The organism is Streptococcus sp. Z554 (assembly GCF_053010305.1).
This window is the reverse complement of the sequence record NZ_JBRKNV010000002.1, coordinates 120,285-136,192: the sequence shown is the minus strand read 5'-3', so window position 1 is coordinate 136,192 and position 15,908 is coordinate 120,285. Positions and strand designations below refer to the sequence as shown.

14 protein-coding genes are annotated in these 15,908 nt (G+C 40.3%); 9 read left to right on the top strand and 5 right to left on the bottom strand.

Going from position 1 to position 15,908, the window contains the following annotated elements; genetic code table 11:
- Window positions 1–36: 36 nt before the first annotated feature.
- Window positions 37–972 (bottom strand): bifunctional biotin--[acetyl-CoA-carboxylase] ligase/biotin operon repressor BirA, encoded by a 936-nt coding sequence (gene birA / locus ACVC7R_RS03075; protein ID WP_447263484.1) that lies wholly within the window; start codon window positions 970–972, stop codon window positions 37–39.
- 213 nt (window positions 973–1,185) lie between these two features.
- On the opposite strand from birA, the gene ACVC7R_RS03070 reads away from it, so the two are divergent.
- Window positions 1,186–2,376, top strand: coding sequence for an O-antigen ligase family protein (locus ACVC7R_RS03070; protein WP_447263483.1), 1,191 nt, complete (start codon window positions 1,186–1,188; stop codon window positions 2,374–2,376).
- Between the two features lie 196 nt (window positions 2,377–2,572).
- Here the strand turns inward: ACVC7R_RS03070 and ACVC7R_RS03065 are convergent, their stop codons facing one another.
- Window positions 2,573–3,121, bottom strand: a complete 549-nt coding sequence (locus tag ACVC7R_RS03065) for an NADPH-dependent FMN reductase (protein WP_447263482.1) — start codon at window positions 3,119–3,121, stop codon at window positions 2,573–2,575.
- 269 nt (window positions 3,122–3,390) lie between these two features.
- Here ACVC7R_RS03065 and ACVC7R_RS03060 point away from each other — a divergent pair, with 269 nt between their 5' ends.
- The 4 genes from ACVC7R_RS03060 to ACVC7R_RS03045 all read left to right on the top strand — a co-directional run bounded on the left by ACVC7R_RS03060 (window position 3,391) and on the right by ACVC7R_RS03045 (window position 7,423).
- A complete protein-coding gene (locus tag ACVC7R_RS03060; protein ID WP_447263481.1) occupies window positions 3,391–3,879 on the top strand; it encodes a cell wall elongation regulator TseB-like domain-containing protein in 489 nt (162 codons plus the stop codon).
- Window positions 3,876–5,054 carry a pyridoxal phosphate-dependent aminotransferase gene (locus ACVC7R_RS03055; RefSeq protein ID WP_447263480.1) on the top strand — a complete coding sequence of 393 codons (1,179 nt, stop codon included), beginning with the start codon at window positions 3,876–3,878 and terminating at the stop codon, window positions 5,052–5,054. The genes ACVC7R_RS03060 and ACVC7R_RS03055 overlap by 4 nt, the downstream gene beginning before the upstream one ends.
- A 128-nt stretch (window positions 5,055–5,182) precedes the next feature.
- Complete coding sequence (gene asnS, locus ACVC7R_RS03050; protein WP_223333518.1) at window positions 5,183–6,526, top strand: asparagine--tRNA ligase; 1,344 nt, start codon at window positions 5,183–5,185, stop codon at window positions 6,524–6,526.
- Between the two features lie 129 nt (window positions 6,527–6,655).
- Window positions 6,656–7,423: an epoxyqueuosine reductase QueH gene (locus ACVC7R_RS03045; RefSeq protein ID WP_006145145.1), complete on the top strand. Its 768-nt coding sequence runs from the start codon at window positions 6,656–6,658 to the stop codon at window positions 7,421–7,423.
- Window positions 7,424–7,495: 72 nt separating this feature from the next.
- Here ACVC7R_RS03045 and ntdP read toward each other — a convergent pair whose 3' ends face one another.
- The 3 genes from ntdP to ACVC7R_RS03030 form a co-directional block, all read right to left on the bottom strand.
- Window positions 7,496–8,029 (bottom strand): nucleoside tri-diphosphate phosphatase, encoded by a 534-nt coding sequence (gene ntdP, locus ACVC7R_RS03040; protein WP_000775325.1) that lies wholly within the window; start codon window positions 8,027–8,029, stop codon window positions 7,496–7,498.
- An 88-nt stretch (window positions 8,030–8,117) separates the two neighbouring features.
- Window positions 8,118–8,894 (bottom strand): recombination regulator RecX, encoded by a 777-nt coding sequence (gene recX, locus ACVC7R_RS03035; protein ID WP_447263479.1) that lies wholly within the window; start codon window positions 8,892–8,894, stop codon window positions 8,118–8,120.
- Between the two features lie 10 nt (window positions 8,895–8,904).
- Window positions 8,905–9,681 (bottom strand): phosphotransferase, encoded by a 777-nt coding sequence (locus ACVC7R_RS03030; protein ID WP_447263478.1) that lies wholly within the window; start codon window positions 9,679–9,681, stop codon window positions 8,905–8,907.
- A 55-nt stretch (window positions 9,682–9,736) separates the two neighbouring features.
- Here ACVC7R_RS03030 and rlmD point away from each other — a divergent pair, with 55 nt between their 5' ends.
- The 4 genes from rlmD to ACVC7R_RS03010 all read left to right on the top strand — a co-directional run bounded on the left by rlmD (window position 9,737) and on the right by ACVC7R_RS03010 (window position 15,784).
- Window positions 9,737–11,104, top strand: a complete 1,368-nt coding sequence (gene rlmD, locus ACVC7R_RS03025) for a 23S rRNA (uracil(1939)-C(5))-methyltransferase RlmD (protein WP_447263477.1) — start codon at window positions 9,737–9,739, stop codon at window positions 11,102–11,104.
- Between the two features lie 117 nt (window positions 11,105–11,221).
- Window positions 11,222–11,980, top strand: coding sequence for a triose-phosphate isomerase (gene tpiA / locus ACVC7R_RS03020; RefSeq protein WP_447263476.1), 759 nt, complete (start codon window positions 11,222–11,224; stop codon window positions 11,978–11,980).
- A 275-nt stretch (window positions 11,981–12,255) separates the two neighbouring features.
- Window positions 12,256–13,992 (top strand): ABC transporter ATP-binding protein, encoded by a 1,737-nt coding sequence (locus tag ACVC7R_RS03015; RefSeq protein WP_447263475.1) that lies wholly within the window; start codon window positions 12,256–12,258, stop codon window positions 13,990–13,992.
- Window positions 13,993–14,002: 10 nt separating this feature from the next.
- Entirely contained in the window at window positions 14,003–15,784 is a 1,782-nt protein-coding gene (locus ACVC7R_RS03010; RefSeq protein WP_447263474.1) for an ABC transporter ATP-binding protein, read from the top strand.
- The last annotated feature ends 124 nt before the right edge of the window (window positions 15,785–15,908 follow it).

Here is a 15,908-nt window from a genome sequence, read left to right as displayed (position 1 = left end):
TTGGAGTAGGTCGATTTTTATGTTGGTAACGAGTGCTCACCATTTGGTTAGCGAAATTTCGCCACTATTGAGCCAAATTTTTTCACCAGTAGTTAATTCTATCTGTAGTTGCCCCTGGTCAGAGATATCACAAGCTTTTCCTGAGATGATTTCTTGATCTTTCTTAAAAGAAATCTCTTTTCCTAAGACGATTGACTGTTTTTTGTATAGGTAGAGCAGTTCGTCTGCATCTGTTTCGTAGAAACATTTCCAGATTTCAGCAATCAGTTCGTTGCGAGTGATTGGGCTATTTTGAGAGAAGAGACTTCCAGCTTTCCCTTGTAGGTTTTTTGGAAAATCAGCGATAGAAAAGTTGATACCAACCCCAATGATAACATCTGTGACCAGTCCGGTTTCGACAGAAGTGATGGCTTCGGTTAGGATGCCGGCTACTTTTTTATGATTTAGGTAGAGATCGTTGACCCACTTGATATCTAAATCAATTAGACAAAGGTTTTTAACCGCCTTATAAATGGCGGCTGCAGTCAGGAGTGTATAAGCTGGTAGATCTAGATAAGAGAGATTAGGCTTGAGGTGGAGAGACATGTAAATCCCACCTTGTTCTGGAGAATAGTAGGGGCGTTGAAATCGACCACGTCCCATCGTTTGGCCTGTTGATAGGTAGAGTGTGTCTCCTTTAGCACCAGCTTCCATGGCCTCCTTGGCATCGCTCTGGGTTGATTTGGTGATAGGTTTAAATTGAACTGAGATGGGACTATTGGCTTCTATTTCTTGAGGTAAGATTAGGTCACCATGAAGAAGTTTGTATCCACGGTTTTTGATGCTGTCAATTTCTAAACCTTCTTGTTGGAGGCGCTGGATAGCCTTCCAAACAGAGGTGCGAGAGAGGTTTAGTGTCTCAGCAATTTTTTCTCCACTTAAATAATCTGTTTCGTTCGCTAAGATTTTGTAAACTTCTTGGTAAGATTTCATACTAGGTCCTTTCTGGAACAACTAGATTTATTGTACCATATTTTTAAAAAAGGATACGTGCTTGGAGAGGTATCTTAGTCTACTTTAAAAATTTTACCTAGTTTTAGTCAGGATGCCATGGATAAAGTGGTTTTCAAATCTCTTGAAAAATGGTAAAATGTTTTAATAGTTCATTTATCTGAGCTTTTTTAGCACAGAGAGAAAGGATCTGTTGTGAAATCAATAGGTATCATTGAAAAATTGAAAGGCTTATCCAAGCAAGAACTAGTCTTGTTAGGTGTCATTCTAAGTATTTTCTTGCCTTTTTATATTTTCGTCATCATTTTTATTGCCTACTTAATAGGTCTCATATTTACAGGAGAGATGAAGGGAATCTTAAAACGATTATCCCACCATTCTATCTTACTTTTGTTTATTGGCTATAGTGGTGTTATCTCTCTTTTAGCCCAAAATGTGATGGGAATGGTTGCTACTTTAGGAATGTTCCTCTTTTCGATTTTCTTTTATTATTACCAAGCCCATCTAACCCCTAAGTTTTTCAGAATAGTATTGCAATCGGTTTTGTCGCTTAGTGTGCTAGCATCAGTTTTTGCTGCTTTAGAGCATTTTCAAATTGTAAAGAAATTTGATTATACTTTCTTATCACCTAAGATGCAGGTTTGGCATCAGAACCGTGCAGAAGTAGCCTTCTTTAATCCTAATTATTATGGAATAATCTGTTGTTTCTGTATCATGATTGGATTTTACTTAATTAGTACGACTCGATTGAGATGGTTGAGAATTTTCTCTCTCATTGCGATTTTTGCGAATTTGTTTGGCTTGAATTTCACTCAAAATAGAACAGCTTTTCCAGCCATTATCTTTGCTGCGATTATTTATCTTTTCACGACCATTAAGAACTGGCGTGCCTTATGGCTAAGTATCGGAGTCTTTGGTGTTGGTCTAGCCTTTCTCTTCTCAAGTGATTTGGGAGTTCGAATGGGAACGCTCGATTCGTCTATGGAAGAACGAGTGTCTATCTGGAATGCAGGTATGGCCTTATTCAAACAAAATCCGTTCTGGGGTGAAGGTCCACTAACTTACATGCATTCGTACCCCCGTATCTTTGCTCCTTATCATGAGCATGCGCATAGTATCTATATCGATACGATATTGAGTTACGGTGTAGTAGGAACAGTATTATTAGGAATCGCTTCTTCAAATCCAATCCGTATGTTGATTGATATGAGTAAAGTACCAAGTAAACGACCTATTCTTGGACTTTATCTTTCATTTTTAACAGTAGTTGCTGTACACGGAATTTTTGACCTGGCCCTCTTCTGGATTCAATCAGCCTTTATCTTCCTTCTAGTGATGTGTAGTCTACCACTCAAACATAGTATGATTTCAGAACTTGTTGATTAACAAAAAGAGAGTGGGACAGAAATCGGTCATTCGTTAGAATTCGATTTCGTTATCCCACCTCCGCACAGTTGAGTAGGGCTTTAAAAGCTGATGAAATCAGCCTAGTAGAGCCCACTCAACCACTGCGTCTTGCTCGACAATCCAAAGAAAGTTGAGAGGCTAGGACTTTTGTCCCAGCCTCTTTTTTTTTATTCAATTATTGAATAGCCTGTACCAAGTCATCAGCTTGTTTTTCTAGAGAAGCAGTGACGCTATCTTCAAGGACTAGCTTACCATCTGCCCAAGCAGAATCATTGACACGAGCTGCGGTAAAATCACCAACGACTTGTGTACGGATAAATGGTAGAAGGTCTTTGTAGATTGCAAAGAGTTGATCGTGTCCTGCATTTGCTACAGAAGATACAGTCACAATCTTATCTTGAAGTGCAGAAGCTCCACGAGTGTCAGACAAGTCCATGGCGCGTGAAAGCCAATCAAGCAAGTTTTTCACAGTTCCTGGAATCGAGAAGTTGTAAACAGGAGAGAAAATCCAAATAGCATCCGCAGCTTGAACTGCTTCACGAGCTGCAGCAACAGATGGAAGAGTTGGGACTTCAAGGTCTTGGCTAAAGAGAGGAATGGCTGAGTAGTCAAGATAGCTAACTTCAACCTTGCCTGCAAGAGCTTTTTCAGCTTCTAGTGCCATTTGGTGGTTGAATGAACCTTCACGAAGTGAGCCAACGATAAACAATATTTTTTTAGACATAGGGAGTCTCCTTTAATTTTAATCTTTTGATCAGAATCACTCTGTTGTTACAATATATGTTACAACAGAATAAAATCGTTTGCAAGGGATATGCTCAGAAAATTTTAAATCAATAAATTGTAAGATTAAATTTAAGAATTGAGAATGATGACAAATCTATAAAATAAAGGATGGAGGCTTAATATCGCTATTCTAAGAATGTATCGAAGGTTAAGGATGACCTCCTTAATTCACTTGTAATTCACTAGGATAGATGGTAAAATAGACGAGTGAAAAAGAGACAGAAAAAAGAAAAAAATTCCCTATTATTTCAGTACATTATTGGTATAACTTTGTTAACTCTAGTCATCACTTCTTCCTTTCTCTACTTGGTATGGCTCAGCATGAAGCCCTATCGGACTGCTAAGGTTGAAGGAGAGAAGCTTGCTAAGCAGTACGCGAATCTAGAAACGGTAAACCGAGTTGATTTATTCAATGGCTTAGAAAGTTATTATAGTGTTCTTGGTCAAGATAAAAATCAGAAACCAGTTGCTGTTTTAATAGAGAAAAACAACAACAATATTTACGTATATCAACTAGAAAATGGTACTTCTCAAGAAAAAGCAGAAGCAGTTGTCAGAGAAAAAGGAGCAACTGAAATTGATAAGATTACCTTTGGACGGTACGCTGATAAGCCAGTCTGGGAAATCAAGTCTGGAGGAGACTATTATCTGGTAGATTTTGAATCTGGCGCCTTAGTCGAAAAGGAGAAACAATGAAATTATCCAAACGTATCTTAGATATGGAAGAAAGTGTCACTCTGGCTAGTGACGCAAGGGCCAAGAAATTAAAAGCTGAAGGGAAAGATGTTCTTTTCTTAACTTTAGGTCAGCCCGATTTTCATACTCCTGAAAATATTCAGGATGCTGCTATTGCAGCCATTCGAGATGGACGTGCTTCCTTCTATACGGTGGCTTCCGGTTTGCCTGAGTTAAAAGCAGCGGTCAATACTTATTTTGAACGATACTATGGTTATTCTGTAGCAGCTAATGAAGTCACTTTTGCGACTGGTGCCAAGTTCTCCCTTTATACGTTCTTTATGGCTGTGATTAATTCAGGTGATGAGGTAATCATTCCTACTCCTTACTGGGTCAGCTATGGGGATCAGGTTAAGATGGCAGAAGGCCTTCCAGTATTTGTCCAAGCTAAGGAAGATAACCACTTTAAAGTAACCGTGGAGCAATTAGAAGCGGCTCGCACAGATAAGACCAAAGTCTTGGTTCTTAACTCACCATCTAATCCTACCGGTATGATTTACTCTCGTGAGGAATTGTTAGCCATTGGAAACTGGGCAGTTGAGCATGATATTCTGATCCTAGCCGATGATATTTATGGACGTTTGGTCTATAACGGTCATGAATTTGTTCCAATCTCCAGTCTTTCAGAAGCGATTCGCAAACAAACCATTGTCATCAATGGAGTGTCTAAGGCCTACGCTATGACAGGATGGCGTGTTGGTTATGCAGTAGGTGATCCAGAAATTATTGCTGCTATGAGTAAATTGACTGGTCAAACGACTTCAAACCTAACCGCTGTTTCACAATACGCAACAATCGAGGCCTTAACTGGTCCACAAGACTCTGTAGAAACCATGCGTCAGGCTTTTGAGGAACGTCTCAATACCATTTATCCTCTCTTGTGCCAAGTCCCTGGCTTTGAAGTAGTCAAACCGCAAGGAGCTTTCTACCTCTTCCCAAATGTTAAAAAAGCTATGGAGATGAAAGGCTATACAGATGTAACAGAATTTACAACGGCTATTCTTGAAGAAGTTGGTCTGGCCTTGATTACAGGAGCAGGATTTGGAGCGCCAGAGAATGTCCGTCTCAGCTATGCGACAGACTTGGATACATTGAAGGAAGCCATCCGTCGTCTCCACCAATTTATGGAAAATTAAAAATGAGAATCTTCGTCGTCTAGGCGGAGATTTTTCTCTGATAGAATCTAGCTATCAGGCATTATTTGTGGTACAATAGTGGGTAATAATGTCTTTGGACAAGTTAAACGAAAAAAGGAAGATATATTATGACAAAACGTGTAACAATTATCGAAGTAAAAGATTACGTTGGTCAAGAAGTGACCATCGGTGCTTGGGTTGCAAACAAATCAGGAAAAGGGAAAATTGCCTTCTTGCAATTGCGTGACGGAACTGCCTTTTTCCAAGGTGTAGCTTTCAAACCAAACTTTATCGAAAAATTTGGAGAAGAAGTGGGGCTTGAAAAATTTGATACTATCAAACGACTAAGCCAAGAAACGTCTGTCTTTGTAACAGGGATTGTTAAAGAAGACGAGCGCTCAAAATTTGGTTATGAATTGGATATTACTGATATTGAAGTTATCGGTGAATCTCAAGACTACCCAATTACTCCAAAAGAACACGGAACAGACTTCTTGATGGACAACCGCCACTTGTGGTTGCGTTCACGCAAACAAGTAGCAGTGATGCAAATCCGTAACGCTATTATCTATGCAACTTATGAGTTCTTTGATAAGAATGGCTTCATGAAATTTGATAGCCCAATCCTTTCAGGAAATGCTGCAGAAGATTCTACAGAACTTTTTGAAACTGACTACTTTGGAACACCAGCATACTTGAGCCAATCAGGACAGCTTTATCTTGAAGCAGGTGCTATGGCCCTTGGTCGTGTATTCGACTTTGGTCCAGTATTCCGTGCAGAGAAATCTAAGACTCGCCGTCACTTGACAGAGTTCTGGATGATGGATGCGGAGTACTCATACTTGACACACGACGAGTCACTTGACTTGCAAGAAGCTTATGTTAAAGCGTTGCTTCAAGGTGTTCTAGATCGTGCTCCACAAGCTTTGGAAACCTTGGAACGTGATACTGAACTCTTGAAACGCTATATTGCAGAGCCGTTCAAACGCATCACTTATGATGAAGCCATTGATCTCTTGCAAGAGCATGAAAATGATGAAGACGCTGACTATGAACATCTCGAGCATGGTGATGACTTTGGTTCTCCACACGAAACGTGGATTTCAAACCACTTTGGTGTACCAACCTTCGTAATCAACTATCCAGCAGATATCAAGGCCTTCTACATGAAACCAGTTCCTGGTAACCCAGATCGCGTGCTTTGTGCAGACTTGCTTGCACCAGAAGGTTACGGAGAAATCATCGGTGGTTCGATGCGTGAGGAAGACTACGATGCCCTTGTTGCTAAGATGGAATCACTTGGAATGGATCTTACAGAGTACGAATTCTACCTTGACCTTCGTAAATACGGTACAGTACCACACGGTGGATTTGGTATCGGTATCGAGCGTATGGTAACCTTCGCAGCTGGAACTAAACACATCCGTGAAGCTATTCCATTCCCACGTATGTTGCACCGTATCAAACCTTAATAGCCATAAAAACGCCAGTTGGCGTTTTTACTTTTAATGTAATCATTCTATAGATTCATGAATGCACAATAGCTTATTTGCCCAAAGTATCATCCTGTGGTACAATAGCAAGAAGAAAAGGAGAAGAGCATGATTGATGTAGAAGAAATTCTAAGTAAGATGAATCCCAATCAAAAGATCAACTATGACCGTGTCATGCAAAAGATGGTCCAAGTTTGGGAAAAAAATGAAGAGAGACCAACTATTCTTATGCACGTCTGTTGTGCTCCCTGTAGCACCTACACTTTAGAGTACTTGACCAAGTATGCCGATGTGACCATCTATTTTGCTAATTCAAATATCCATCCCAAAGCTGAATATCATAAGCGTGCCTATGTGACCCAAAAGTTTGTCAGTGATTTTAATGAGCGAACTGGCAACAAGGTCCAATACTTAGAAGCACCATACGAACCTAATGAATATCGTAAACTGGTCCGTGGTTTGGAAGAAGAACCGGAAGGTGGAGATCGTTGCAAGGTTTGTTTTGACTATCGCTTGGATAAGACAGCGCAGGTAGCAATGGACTTAGGATTTGACTACTTTGGTTCAGCTCTGACAATTAGTCCACATAAAAACTCACAAACCATCAATAGTATTGGGATTGATGTGCAGAAAATCTACACCACTCATTATCTTCCGAGTGATTTTAAGAAAAATCAAGGTTACAAACGTTCTGTAGAGATGTGTGAAGAGTACGATATCTATCGCCAATGTTACTGTGGCTGTGTCTATGCCGCTCAAGCCCAGAATATCGATTTGGTACAGGTCAAGAAGGATGCAACAGCCTTTATGGTAGATAAGGATATCGAGAAAGATTATTCCCATATCAAGTTCACCGTTACAAAATTAGACATTTAAAGGAAAACCTGCCACATTAGGCAGGTTTTTTGATTATAAAAAAACTAGGGCAGACACCCTAGTTTGACAACTTTACCGATTCTTTAGTTCTACGTAGCGTTTGTACCAAATGTTGACATAGGCTTCTGAGAAGGGGCCTCGTTCATTGTTAATCCAATCAACAAGAATCTTGACATGCTCTTTCAAAATATAGTCTAAGTCAGAAGAATACTTCATTTTTCGCTTATGTCGTTCATATTCCTCAACGTCCAAGAGGCGTTTCTCACCATCTGTAAAAACTTTAACATCCAAATCATAGTCAATGTACTTTAAAGCTTCTTCGTCTAGATAGTAAGGACTTGCCATATTGCAGTAGTAGGAGATGCCATTTTCACGAATCATAGCGATAATATTAAACCAATATTTTTTGTGAAAGTAAACAATAGCCGGTTCTCGAGTCACCCAACGACGACCGTCACTTTCGGTAACAAGTGTGTGGTCGTTGACGCCGATAATAGCGTTCTCTGTTGTTTTTAGTACCATGGTGTCTCGCCAAGTGCGGTGAAGACTCCCATCATGCTTATAACTTTGAATTGTAATAAAGTCGCCTTCTTTTGGAAGTTTCATAACTAACCAACTTTCTACAATTTATAAGTTTATCGTTTACTATTGTATCACATTTTTGTTTAAAGTTCTTAGTTTTTTTATGAAAAAATTAAAGATATTCTCTGAGAGCGCTGGCTATATCCGAAAAATCATAACCTTTTCGTGCTAAAACTTGGGTCAAACGCTGCTTGAGTTCGTATCCTTCATACTTACGCGAATATTTTCGATATTGCTTATCCAATTCTTTAAAAATTAGTTCTTGAACGGTTTCTTCATCGACCTGGTTATCTAGTTGATCAAAGGCTGTTTTAGCTTCCGAGTAGGAAAAACCTTTATTGGTGAGACTTTGGATAATCTTATCTTGTAGAGCACGGGCAGGTAACTTACCCTGATATTTTTTCAGTAGTTTTTCGGCTGTACGCTCTGCGACTTCCGTCATGTTAAATTCTTGTAAGACGTCTTGGATAAGGGTCTTAGCAACTCCTTTTTGAGAAATCTTTTGTATCAGCATGTAGCTTCCCTTGTCACCAGATAGCTGATTAGAGTTGATGATAGCATAGGCATACTGACGGTCATTGATCCAGTTGTCATCCTTGAGGGCTTGGATGACTTGTGGTATGATTTTCTCATCAATCTCATGTTTAACTAAATAGTCTCTGACTTCTTTTTCAGTGCGAGCTTTAAATGATAAGTGATAGAGGGCCAGATTCTTTCCATAGGAGAACTGTGCAAAGGTCTGAATTTCTGCAAACTCTTGAGGACTAATTTCCTTATCCTTGGTCAACATAAAGCGAACAATGGTATCCTCAGTAATGTAGCAGGTTTGGTCACTATCAAGTTCTAGCAGATAGAGACGTTTTTTCTTTTCTAGTTTTGTGATTTTCATGGTTTTCCTTTTATCCAAACGCTTCAAAGGCAGCAACGAGTCGAAGTTTATTTATATCAACTTGCTCTCTCCCATAATAGTCAAGAAATAGTTCAGCGTATTTAGGGTCATGTAGGTTATAGTTGAGGGACCAAACTGCCCAAAAGAGATCGATATGTCGGTCGCTAAAATCAGCTAAGCCAAGGTCAATAAAGCAAGAGAATTGGTCGGCATCTTTTAGAATAAAGTTCGGTAGACAGGCGTCCCCGTGAATAAAGGCATCTGTCTTTAAAAGGTGCCCTTGTTCTTGGATGAGTTGGAAGGCCTCTTCGCGACCGTTAATCTGGAATTGGGGTAGGAGGGCCTTGGCATAGAACTCACCTTTTTCATAGTTTTTTAAGGCTCTGTCTTTATAGGCCTGTAAATGATTTTCTGATGGAAAATTTTGCGGATAAAAGCTGTGAAGTTTTTTAAGAGCCTCTGCCATGGTACGGCAGATTTTTGCTGGTTGATCTAAAAAAGCGAGAGAATCATGGCCAATAGCCTCTTTAGTCAGGAGGTAGTCTTTATCTGTAGATAGATAGCGGATGACTGGCGTTCCTATTTCCTCTTGTTCAAACAAACTTGCAATTCTAGCTTCTCGCTCTAATCTTCCCTTTTGATCTATTTTCAAATAGTAACCTGAATCAAGATAGAGAACCCTTGCGCCTGAATGAGAAGAGCTGTCAGAAAGAGTTGCTCCCTCTGTATAAGTTCGTAATTGCTCAGGAAAATCCAATGGGGAAAAATGAGATATCTTTGTATTCATGGTTTTATTGTAACATATTCTTAACCATTGAGAAACTACGTGGTATAATAGACTTATGAATCTAAAAGTCAAACAAAAAATTCCATTAAAAATCAAGCGCATGGGGATAAACGGGGAAGGTATCGGATTTTTCCAGAAAACTCTCGTTTTTGTCCCAGGCGCCCTCAAGGGAGAAGATATCTATTGTCAGGTGACTTCAGTTAAACGTAACTACGTTGAGGCAAAACTCCTTGAGGTCAATAAAAAATCCAAGTTTCGAGTGGTTCCAGACTGCACCATCTATAATGAGTGTGGTGGCTGTCAAATCATGCACCTGCATTACGACAAGCAACTGGAGTTCAAGACGGATCTTCTCCACCAAGCTCTGAAGAAATTTGCACCTGCTGGTTACGAAAACTATGAGATTAGACCGACCATTGGCATGCAGGAACCCAAGTATTATCGGGCTAAACTGCAATTCCAAACTCGAAAGTTCAAAGGTCAAGTCAAGGCAGGTTTGTATGCTCAAAATTCTCATTATTTGGTCGAGTTAAAAGACTGCCTGGTTCAAGACAAGGAGACACAAGCTATTGCCAACCGCATTGCAGAGCTCTTGACCTATCATCAAATTCCGATTACGGATGAACGTAAAATTCTTGGAGTTCGAACTATCATGGTTCGTCGAGCGCGAAAAACTGGTCAAGTCCAGATCATTATTGTGACCAATCGTCAATTGAATCTGACTCAATTTGTAAAAGACCTAATCAAGGATTATCCAGAAATCGTAACTGTGGCTGTCAATACCAACACGGCTAAAACCAGTGAGATTTATGGGGACAAGACAGAGATTATTTGGGGGCAAGATAGTATACGTGAGGGTGTATTAAACTATGAGTTTTCTCTCTCACCACGAGCTTTTTACCAACTCAATCCTGAACAGACTGAAATTCTCTATAGTGAAGCTGTTAAGGCCTTGGACGTAAATGAGAATGACCATCTGATTGATGCCTATTGTGGTGTTGGAACCATTGGTTTTGCCTTTGCCAAAAAAGTTAAAAGTCTGAGAGGGATGGATATTATTCCAGAAGCTATTGAGGATGCCAAAGAAAATGCCAAGCGCATGGGTTATACCAATACTCACTATGAAGCTGGAACTGCAGAAGAAATCATCCCTCGTTGGTACAAGGAAGGCTATCGTGCCGGTGCCTTGATTGTAGACCCACCGCGTACCGGTTTAGATGACAAGCTCTTGGATACCATTGTCAAATACGCTCCTGAAAAGATGGTCTACATTTCCTGCAATGTATCTACCCTGGCGCGTGATTTAGTCAGATTGATGGAAGTCTATGACCTGCATTATATCCAGTCGGTTGATATGTTTCCGCACACGGCTAGGACAGAAGCAGTGGTCAAATTAACCAGGAAAAAGCCAGACTCTAAATAGAATTGACGACTGGAAAGTATTTGAAAAGAAGACTTCTAGTTACAGAGTAAGATTTGCAAGCTCCCTCTATTTATGATAAAATAAGTAGAAAATAAAATGAAAAAAGAGGTATGTGAAATGTCACGTAAACCATTTATCGCTGGTAACTGGAAAATGAACAAAAACCCAGAAGAAGCAAAAGCATTCGTTGAAGCTGTAGCATCAAAACTTCCTTCATCAGACCTTGTTGAAGCAGGTATCGCAGCTCCTGCAGTTGACTTGACAACTGTTCTTGCTGCTGCTAAAGGTTCAAACCTTAAAGTTGCTGCTCAAAACTGCTACTTTGAAAATACTGGTGCTTTCACTGGTGAAACTAGCCCACAAGTTTTGAAAGAAATCGGTACTGACTATGTTGTGATCGGTCACTCAGAGCGTCGTGACTACTTCCACGAAACAGACGAAGACATCAACAAAAAAGCAAAAGCAATCTTTGCTAACGGTATGCTTCCAATTATCTGTTGTGGTGAGTCTCTTGAAACTTACGAAGCAGGAAAAGCTGCTGAATTCGTAGGTGCTCAAGTATCTGCTGCTCTTGCAGGATTGACAGCTGAGCAAGTTGCTGCATCAGTTATCGCTTACGAGCCAATCTGGGCTATCGGTACTGGTAAATCTGCTTCACAAGATGACGCACAAAAAATGTGTAAAGTTGTCCGTGACGTTGTAGCAGCTGACTTTGGTCAAGAAGTAGCTGATAAAGTACGTGTTCAATACGGTGGTTCAGTTAAACCTGAAAACGTTGCAGAATACATGGCTTGTCCAGATGTCGACGGAGCTCTTGTTGGTGGTGCATCACTTGATCCAGAAAGCTTCTTGGCATTGCTTGACTTTGTAAAATAATCTTTAAATATCTGAGACAGACAGTTCCCTCTCTTGAGGTTTTGGCTGCCTGTCTTCTTTTTAGTAAAAAGGCGTGCGAAAGCACGCTCTTTTCTGCATTTTATACTCAATGAAAATCAAAGAGCAAACTAGGAAGCTAGCCGCAGGTTGCTCAAAACACCGTTTTGAGGTTGTGGATAGAACTGACGAAGTCAGTAACACATATACGGCAAGACGAAGCTGACGTGGTTTGAAGAGATTTTCGAAGAGTATTAGAAGAAAAAGAAAGGAGAATCATGCTGTATATTTGGTCTTATCTCAAACGTTATCCTAAGTGGCTACTATTAGACTTTATCGGAGCTATTTTCTTTGTCATTGTCAATCTCGGACTACCGACTGTTCTGGCTCGCATGATTGACCAAGGGATTAATCAAGGTGATCAAGAAAAGCTCTATTTTTGGGCTATTATCATGTTGGTCATTATCGTCTTGGGAACATTTGGACGGATTATCCTATCCTATGCTGCTAGTAAGTTGACGACCAATATGGTTAAGGACATGCGCAACGATGTCTATGCTAAACTACAAGAGTATTCTCATCATGAATATGAACAGATTGGTGTTTCTTCACTAGTTACTCGTATTACCAGTGATGCCTTTGTTCTCATGCAGTTTGCAGAACAAACGCTTAAGTTGGGGGTTATTACTCCCATGATGATGCTGTCGAGTATTCTCATGATTTTCTTGACCAGTCCGTCACTAGCTTGGATTGTGGCTTTTTCCGTTCCTTTTCTAGCTGTTGTAGTTATTTATGTTGCAGTTAAAACGCGTCCCTTATCTGAGAAACAACAAAAAACACTGGACAAGATTAACCAATATGTCCGTGAAAATTTGATGGGTTTGCGTGTTATTCGTGCCTTTGCTCGTGAGGACTTCCAAGAAAATCGTTTCGAAGAAAAAAATGCCATCTATGCGGATAATTCCAATCGTTTGTTCAAATTGACTGGTTTGACGGAGCCACTTTTTGTGCAAATTATTATCGCTATGATTGTGGCTATCGTTTGGTTTGCCCTTGACCCCCTCAAGCAGGGAAGTCTGCAGATTGGGGATTTGGTAGCTTTTATCGAGTATAGTTTCCATGCCCTCTTATCCTTCCTCTTCTTGTCAAACCTCTTCACCATGTATCCTAGAACTGCTGTATCCAGTGAGCGTTTGAAGGAAATCATGGATATGCCCATTTCCATTGATCCAAATGAGGATGGAGTTCAAGAGACTGAAACTCATGGTTATCTAGAATTTGATAATGTAACCTTTGCCTATCCTGGAGAAACAGAGAGTCCTGTTTTGCATAACATTTCCTTTACTGCTAAACCAGGAGAAACCATTGCTTTTATCGGTTCAACTGGGTCAGGGAAGTCGACCCTGGTTCAATTGATTCCACGTTTCTATGATGTTACTCTGGGGAAAATTAAGGTCGATGGTGTAGATGTTCGAGATTACCGACTCAAATCACTCCGCCAGAAGATTGGTTTTATTCCACAGAAGGCCTTGCTCTTTACAGGAACAATCGCAGATAATCTCCGTTACGGAAAGGAGGACGCCAGTCATGAGGATTTGCATCAAGCAGCTGATGTAGCCCAAGCTAAAGACTTTATCGAAAGTCGAGAAGAAGGTTTTGCAACTCATCTGGCTGAAGGGGGAAGCAATCTATCAGGTGGTCAAAAGCAACGCTTGTCGATTGCCCGCGCAGTCATCAAGGGACCAGATATCTACATCTTTGATGATTCATTCTCAGCCTTGGATTACCGTACAGATGCAATCTTGCGTCGCCGTCTCAAGGAAGTGACGCAAGATGCTACGGTATTGATTGTTGCGCAACGTGTTGGAACCATCATGGATGCTGACCAGATTATCGTCCTTGATAAGGGGGAAATCGTTGGTCGTGGCCGCCATGAGGAACTGATGGAAACTAATGACATCTATCGAGAAATTGCTGAGTCGCAGTTGAAAAATGCATCTCTGACAGAAGAATAGGAGGTAAAGGATGAAACAACAATCTAGTCTAGCTCGTCTATGGAGCTATTTAAAAGCCTACCGTTTCTCTGTTTTCTTTGCAGTTTTCTTGAAAATCATCAGCGTGATTATGAGTGTTATCGAGCCATTTGTGTTGGGGCTTGCCATCACAGAATTAACGAGCAATCTCCTTGCTATGGCAAATGGTGTTGCAGGAGCAGGGATCAATACCTCTTATATTGCAGTGATTCTGGTTATCTATCTCTTACGTGGGCTTTTTTATGAGTTGGGTTCATACTATTCAAACTACTTCATGACCAATGCCGTGCAGTCTATGATACAGGATTTGCGAAATGAAATGAGTAAAAAAATCAATCGCATCCCTGTGTCCTACTTTGACAAGCACCAGTTTGGAGATTTGTTAGGTCGTTTTACCAGTGATGTTGAGACTGTTTCGAACGCTCTCCAACAATCTTTCTTACAGATTGTCAATGCAGTCTTTACCATTCTTTTTGTGATGGGAATGGTTCTCTATCTAAATCTTCAGTTGGCTATCATTGTTATCTTGTCCATTCCGATTACTTATTTTGGTGCTAAAACGATTCTGAATCGTTCGCAGTCCTACTTTAAACAGCAGGCAGCTATCTTGGGACGTATGAATGGCTTTGTACAGGAAAACTTGACAGGTTTTAATGTTTTAAAACTTTTTGGACGTGAAGAAAACTCTCAAGAGAGATTTGAAAAGATTACAGATGAATTGCAACAAGTCGGATTCAAGGCTAGCTTTATTTCAGGTTTGATGATGCCTGTCCTTCACATAGTATCGGATTTAACCTACCTGATTGTTGCAGTATTAGGTGGATTGCAGGTTATTGCAGGTCGTTTGACCATCGGTAACATGCAGGCCTTTGTCCAATACGTCTGGCAAGTTAGCCAGCCTATTCAAAATATTACTCAACTAGCAGGGCAAATGCAAAGTGCTAAGTCTTCGCTAGACCGTGTCTTTGAAGTGTTAGATGAACAGGAAGAAGTCCAAGCTTTTGAAGTGAAAGAACTGGCACCTTTGACTGGGCAAGTCAGCTTCAAGAATGTTGATTTCCAATATGTAGAAAATAAACCATTGATTCGTAACTTCAATCTAGATGTTGAACCTGGAGAGATGGTAGCCATCGTAGGACCAACTGGAGCAGGCAAAACCACCTTGATCAACCTTCTCATGCGTTTTTACGATGTTACAGCTGGTGCCATTTTAGTGGATGGACAAGATATTCGAGACTTGTCTCGTCAGGACTATCGTCGTCAGTTTGGGATGGTTCTACAGGATGCCTGGCTCTATGAAGGCAGTATCAAGGAAAATCTTCGTTTTGGGAATCTTGAGGCAACTGATGAGGAAATCGTCGAAGCCGCTAAGGCTGCCAATGTTGACCACTTTATCCGCACCCTCCCTGGTGGCTATAACATGGAAATGAACCAAGAGTCAAGTAATATTTCTCTTGGACAGAAACAGTTGTTGACGATCGCTCGTGCACTCTTGGCAGATCCTAAAATCTTAATTTTGGACGAAGCAACCTCATCAGTCGATACTCGTCTAGAACTCTTGATTCAAAAGGCTATGAAACGTTTGATGAAGGGAAGAACAAGTTTTGTCATTGCCCATCGACTTTCTACGATTCAGGAAGCTGATAAGATTTTGGTACTTAAAGATGGACAGATAATCGAACAGGGAAATCATGAAAGTCTTTTGGCTGCGAAAGGTTTCTATTATGACCTTTATCAAAGCCAATTCTCTAATAAAAACAGTGAAAATAGCTAGAATACATAGCCATTCATTTTCTTAAATTATCAGTCAATTAGAACTTTTCTCAGATAGTACACTTTCCTTGCTATCATTTTCTGGGAGTAGTATACTTGTATTATAACCACTGATAAAGTGGCTA

Bases quoted from the DNA above. Each gene is read 5' to 3' on its own strand.
- ACVC7R_RS03045 (WP_006145145.1), top strand. From the start codon at position 6,656: ATGATTGATGTAGAAGAAATTCTAAGTAAGATGAATCCCAATCAAAAG.
- ACVC7R_RS03055 (WP_447263480.1), top strand. From the start codon at position 3,876: ATGAAATTATCCAAACGTATCTTAGATATGGAAGAAAGTGTCACTCTG.
- ACVC7R_RS03010 (WP_447263474.1), top strand. From the start codon at position 14,003: ATGAAACAACAATCTAGTCTAGCTCGTCTATGGAGCTATTTAAAAGCC.
- rlmD (WP_447263477.1), top strand. From the start codon at position 9,737: ATGAATCTAAAAGTCAAACAAAAAATTCCATTAAAAATCAAGCGCATG.
- ACVC7R_RS03030 (WP_447263478.1), bottom strand. From the start codon at position 9,681: ATGAATACAAAGATATCTCATTTTTCCCCATTGGATTTTCCTGAGCAA.
- tpiA (WP_447263476.1), top strand. From the start codon at position 11,222: ATGTCACGTAAACCATTTATCGCTGGTAACTGGAAAATGAACAAAAAC.
- asnS (WP_223333518.1), top strand. From the start codon at position 5,183: ATGACAAAACGTGTAACAATTATCGAAGTAAAAGATTACGTTGGTCAA.
- ACVC7R_RS03065 (WP_447263482.1), bottom strand. From the start codon at position 3,121: ATGTCTAAAAAAATATTGTTTATCGTTGGCTCACTTCGTGAAGGTTCA.
- recX (WP_447263479.1), bottom strand. From the start codon at position 8,894: ATGAAAATCACAAAACTAGAAAAGAAAAAACGTCTCTATCTGCTAGAA.
- ACVC7R_RS03015 (WP_447263475.1), top strand. From the start codon at position 12,256: ATGCTGTATATTTGGTCTTATCTCAAACGTTATCCTAAGTGGCTACTA.
- ntdP (WP_000775325.1), bottom strand. From the start codon at position 8,029: ATGAAACTTCCAAAAGAAGGCGACTTTATTACAATTCAAAGTTATAAG.
- birA (WP_447263484.1), bottom strand. From the start codon at position 972: ATGAAATCTTACCAAGAAGTTTACAAAATCTTAGCGAACGAAACAGAT.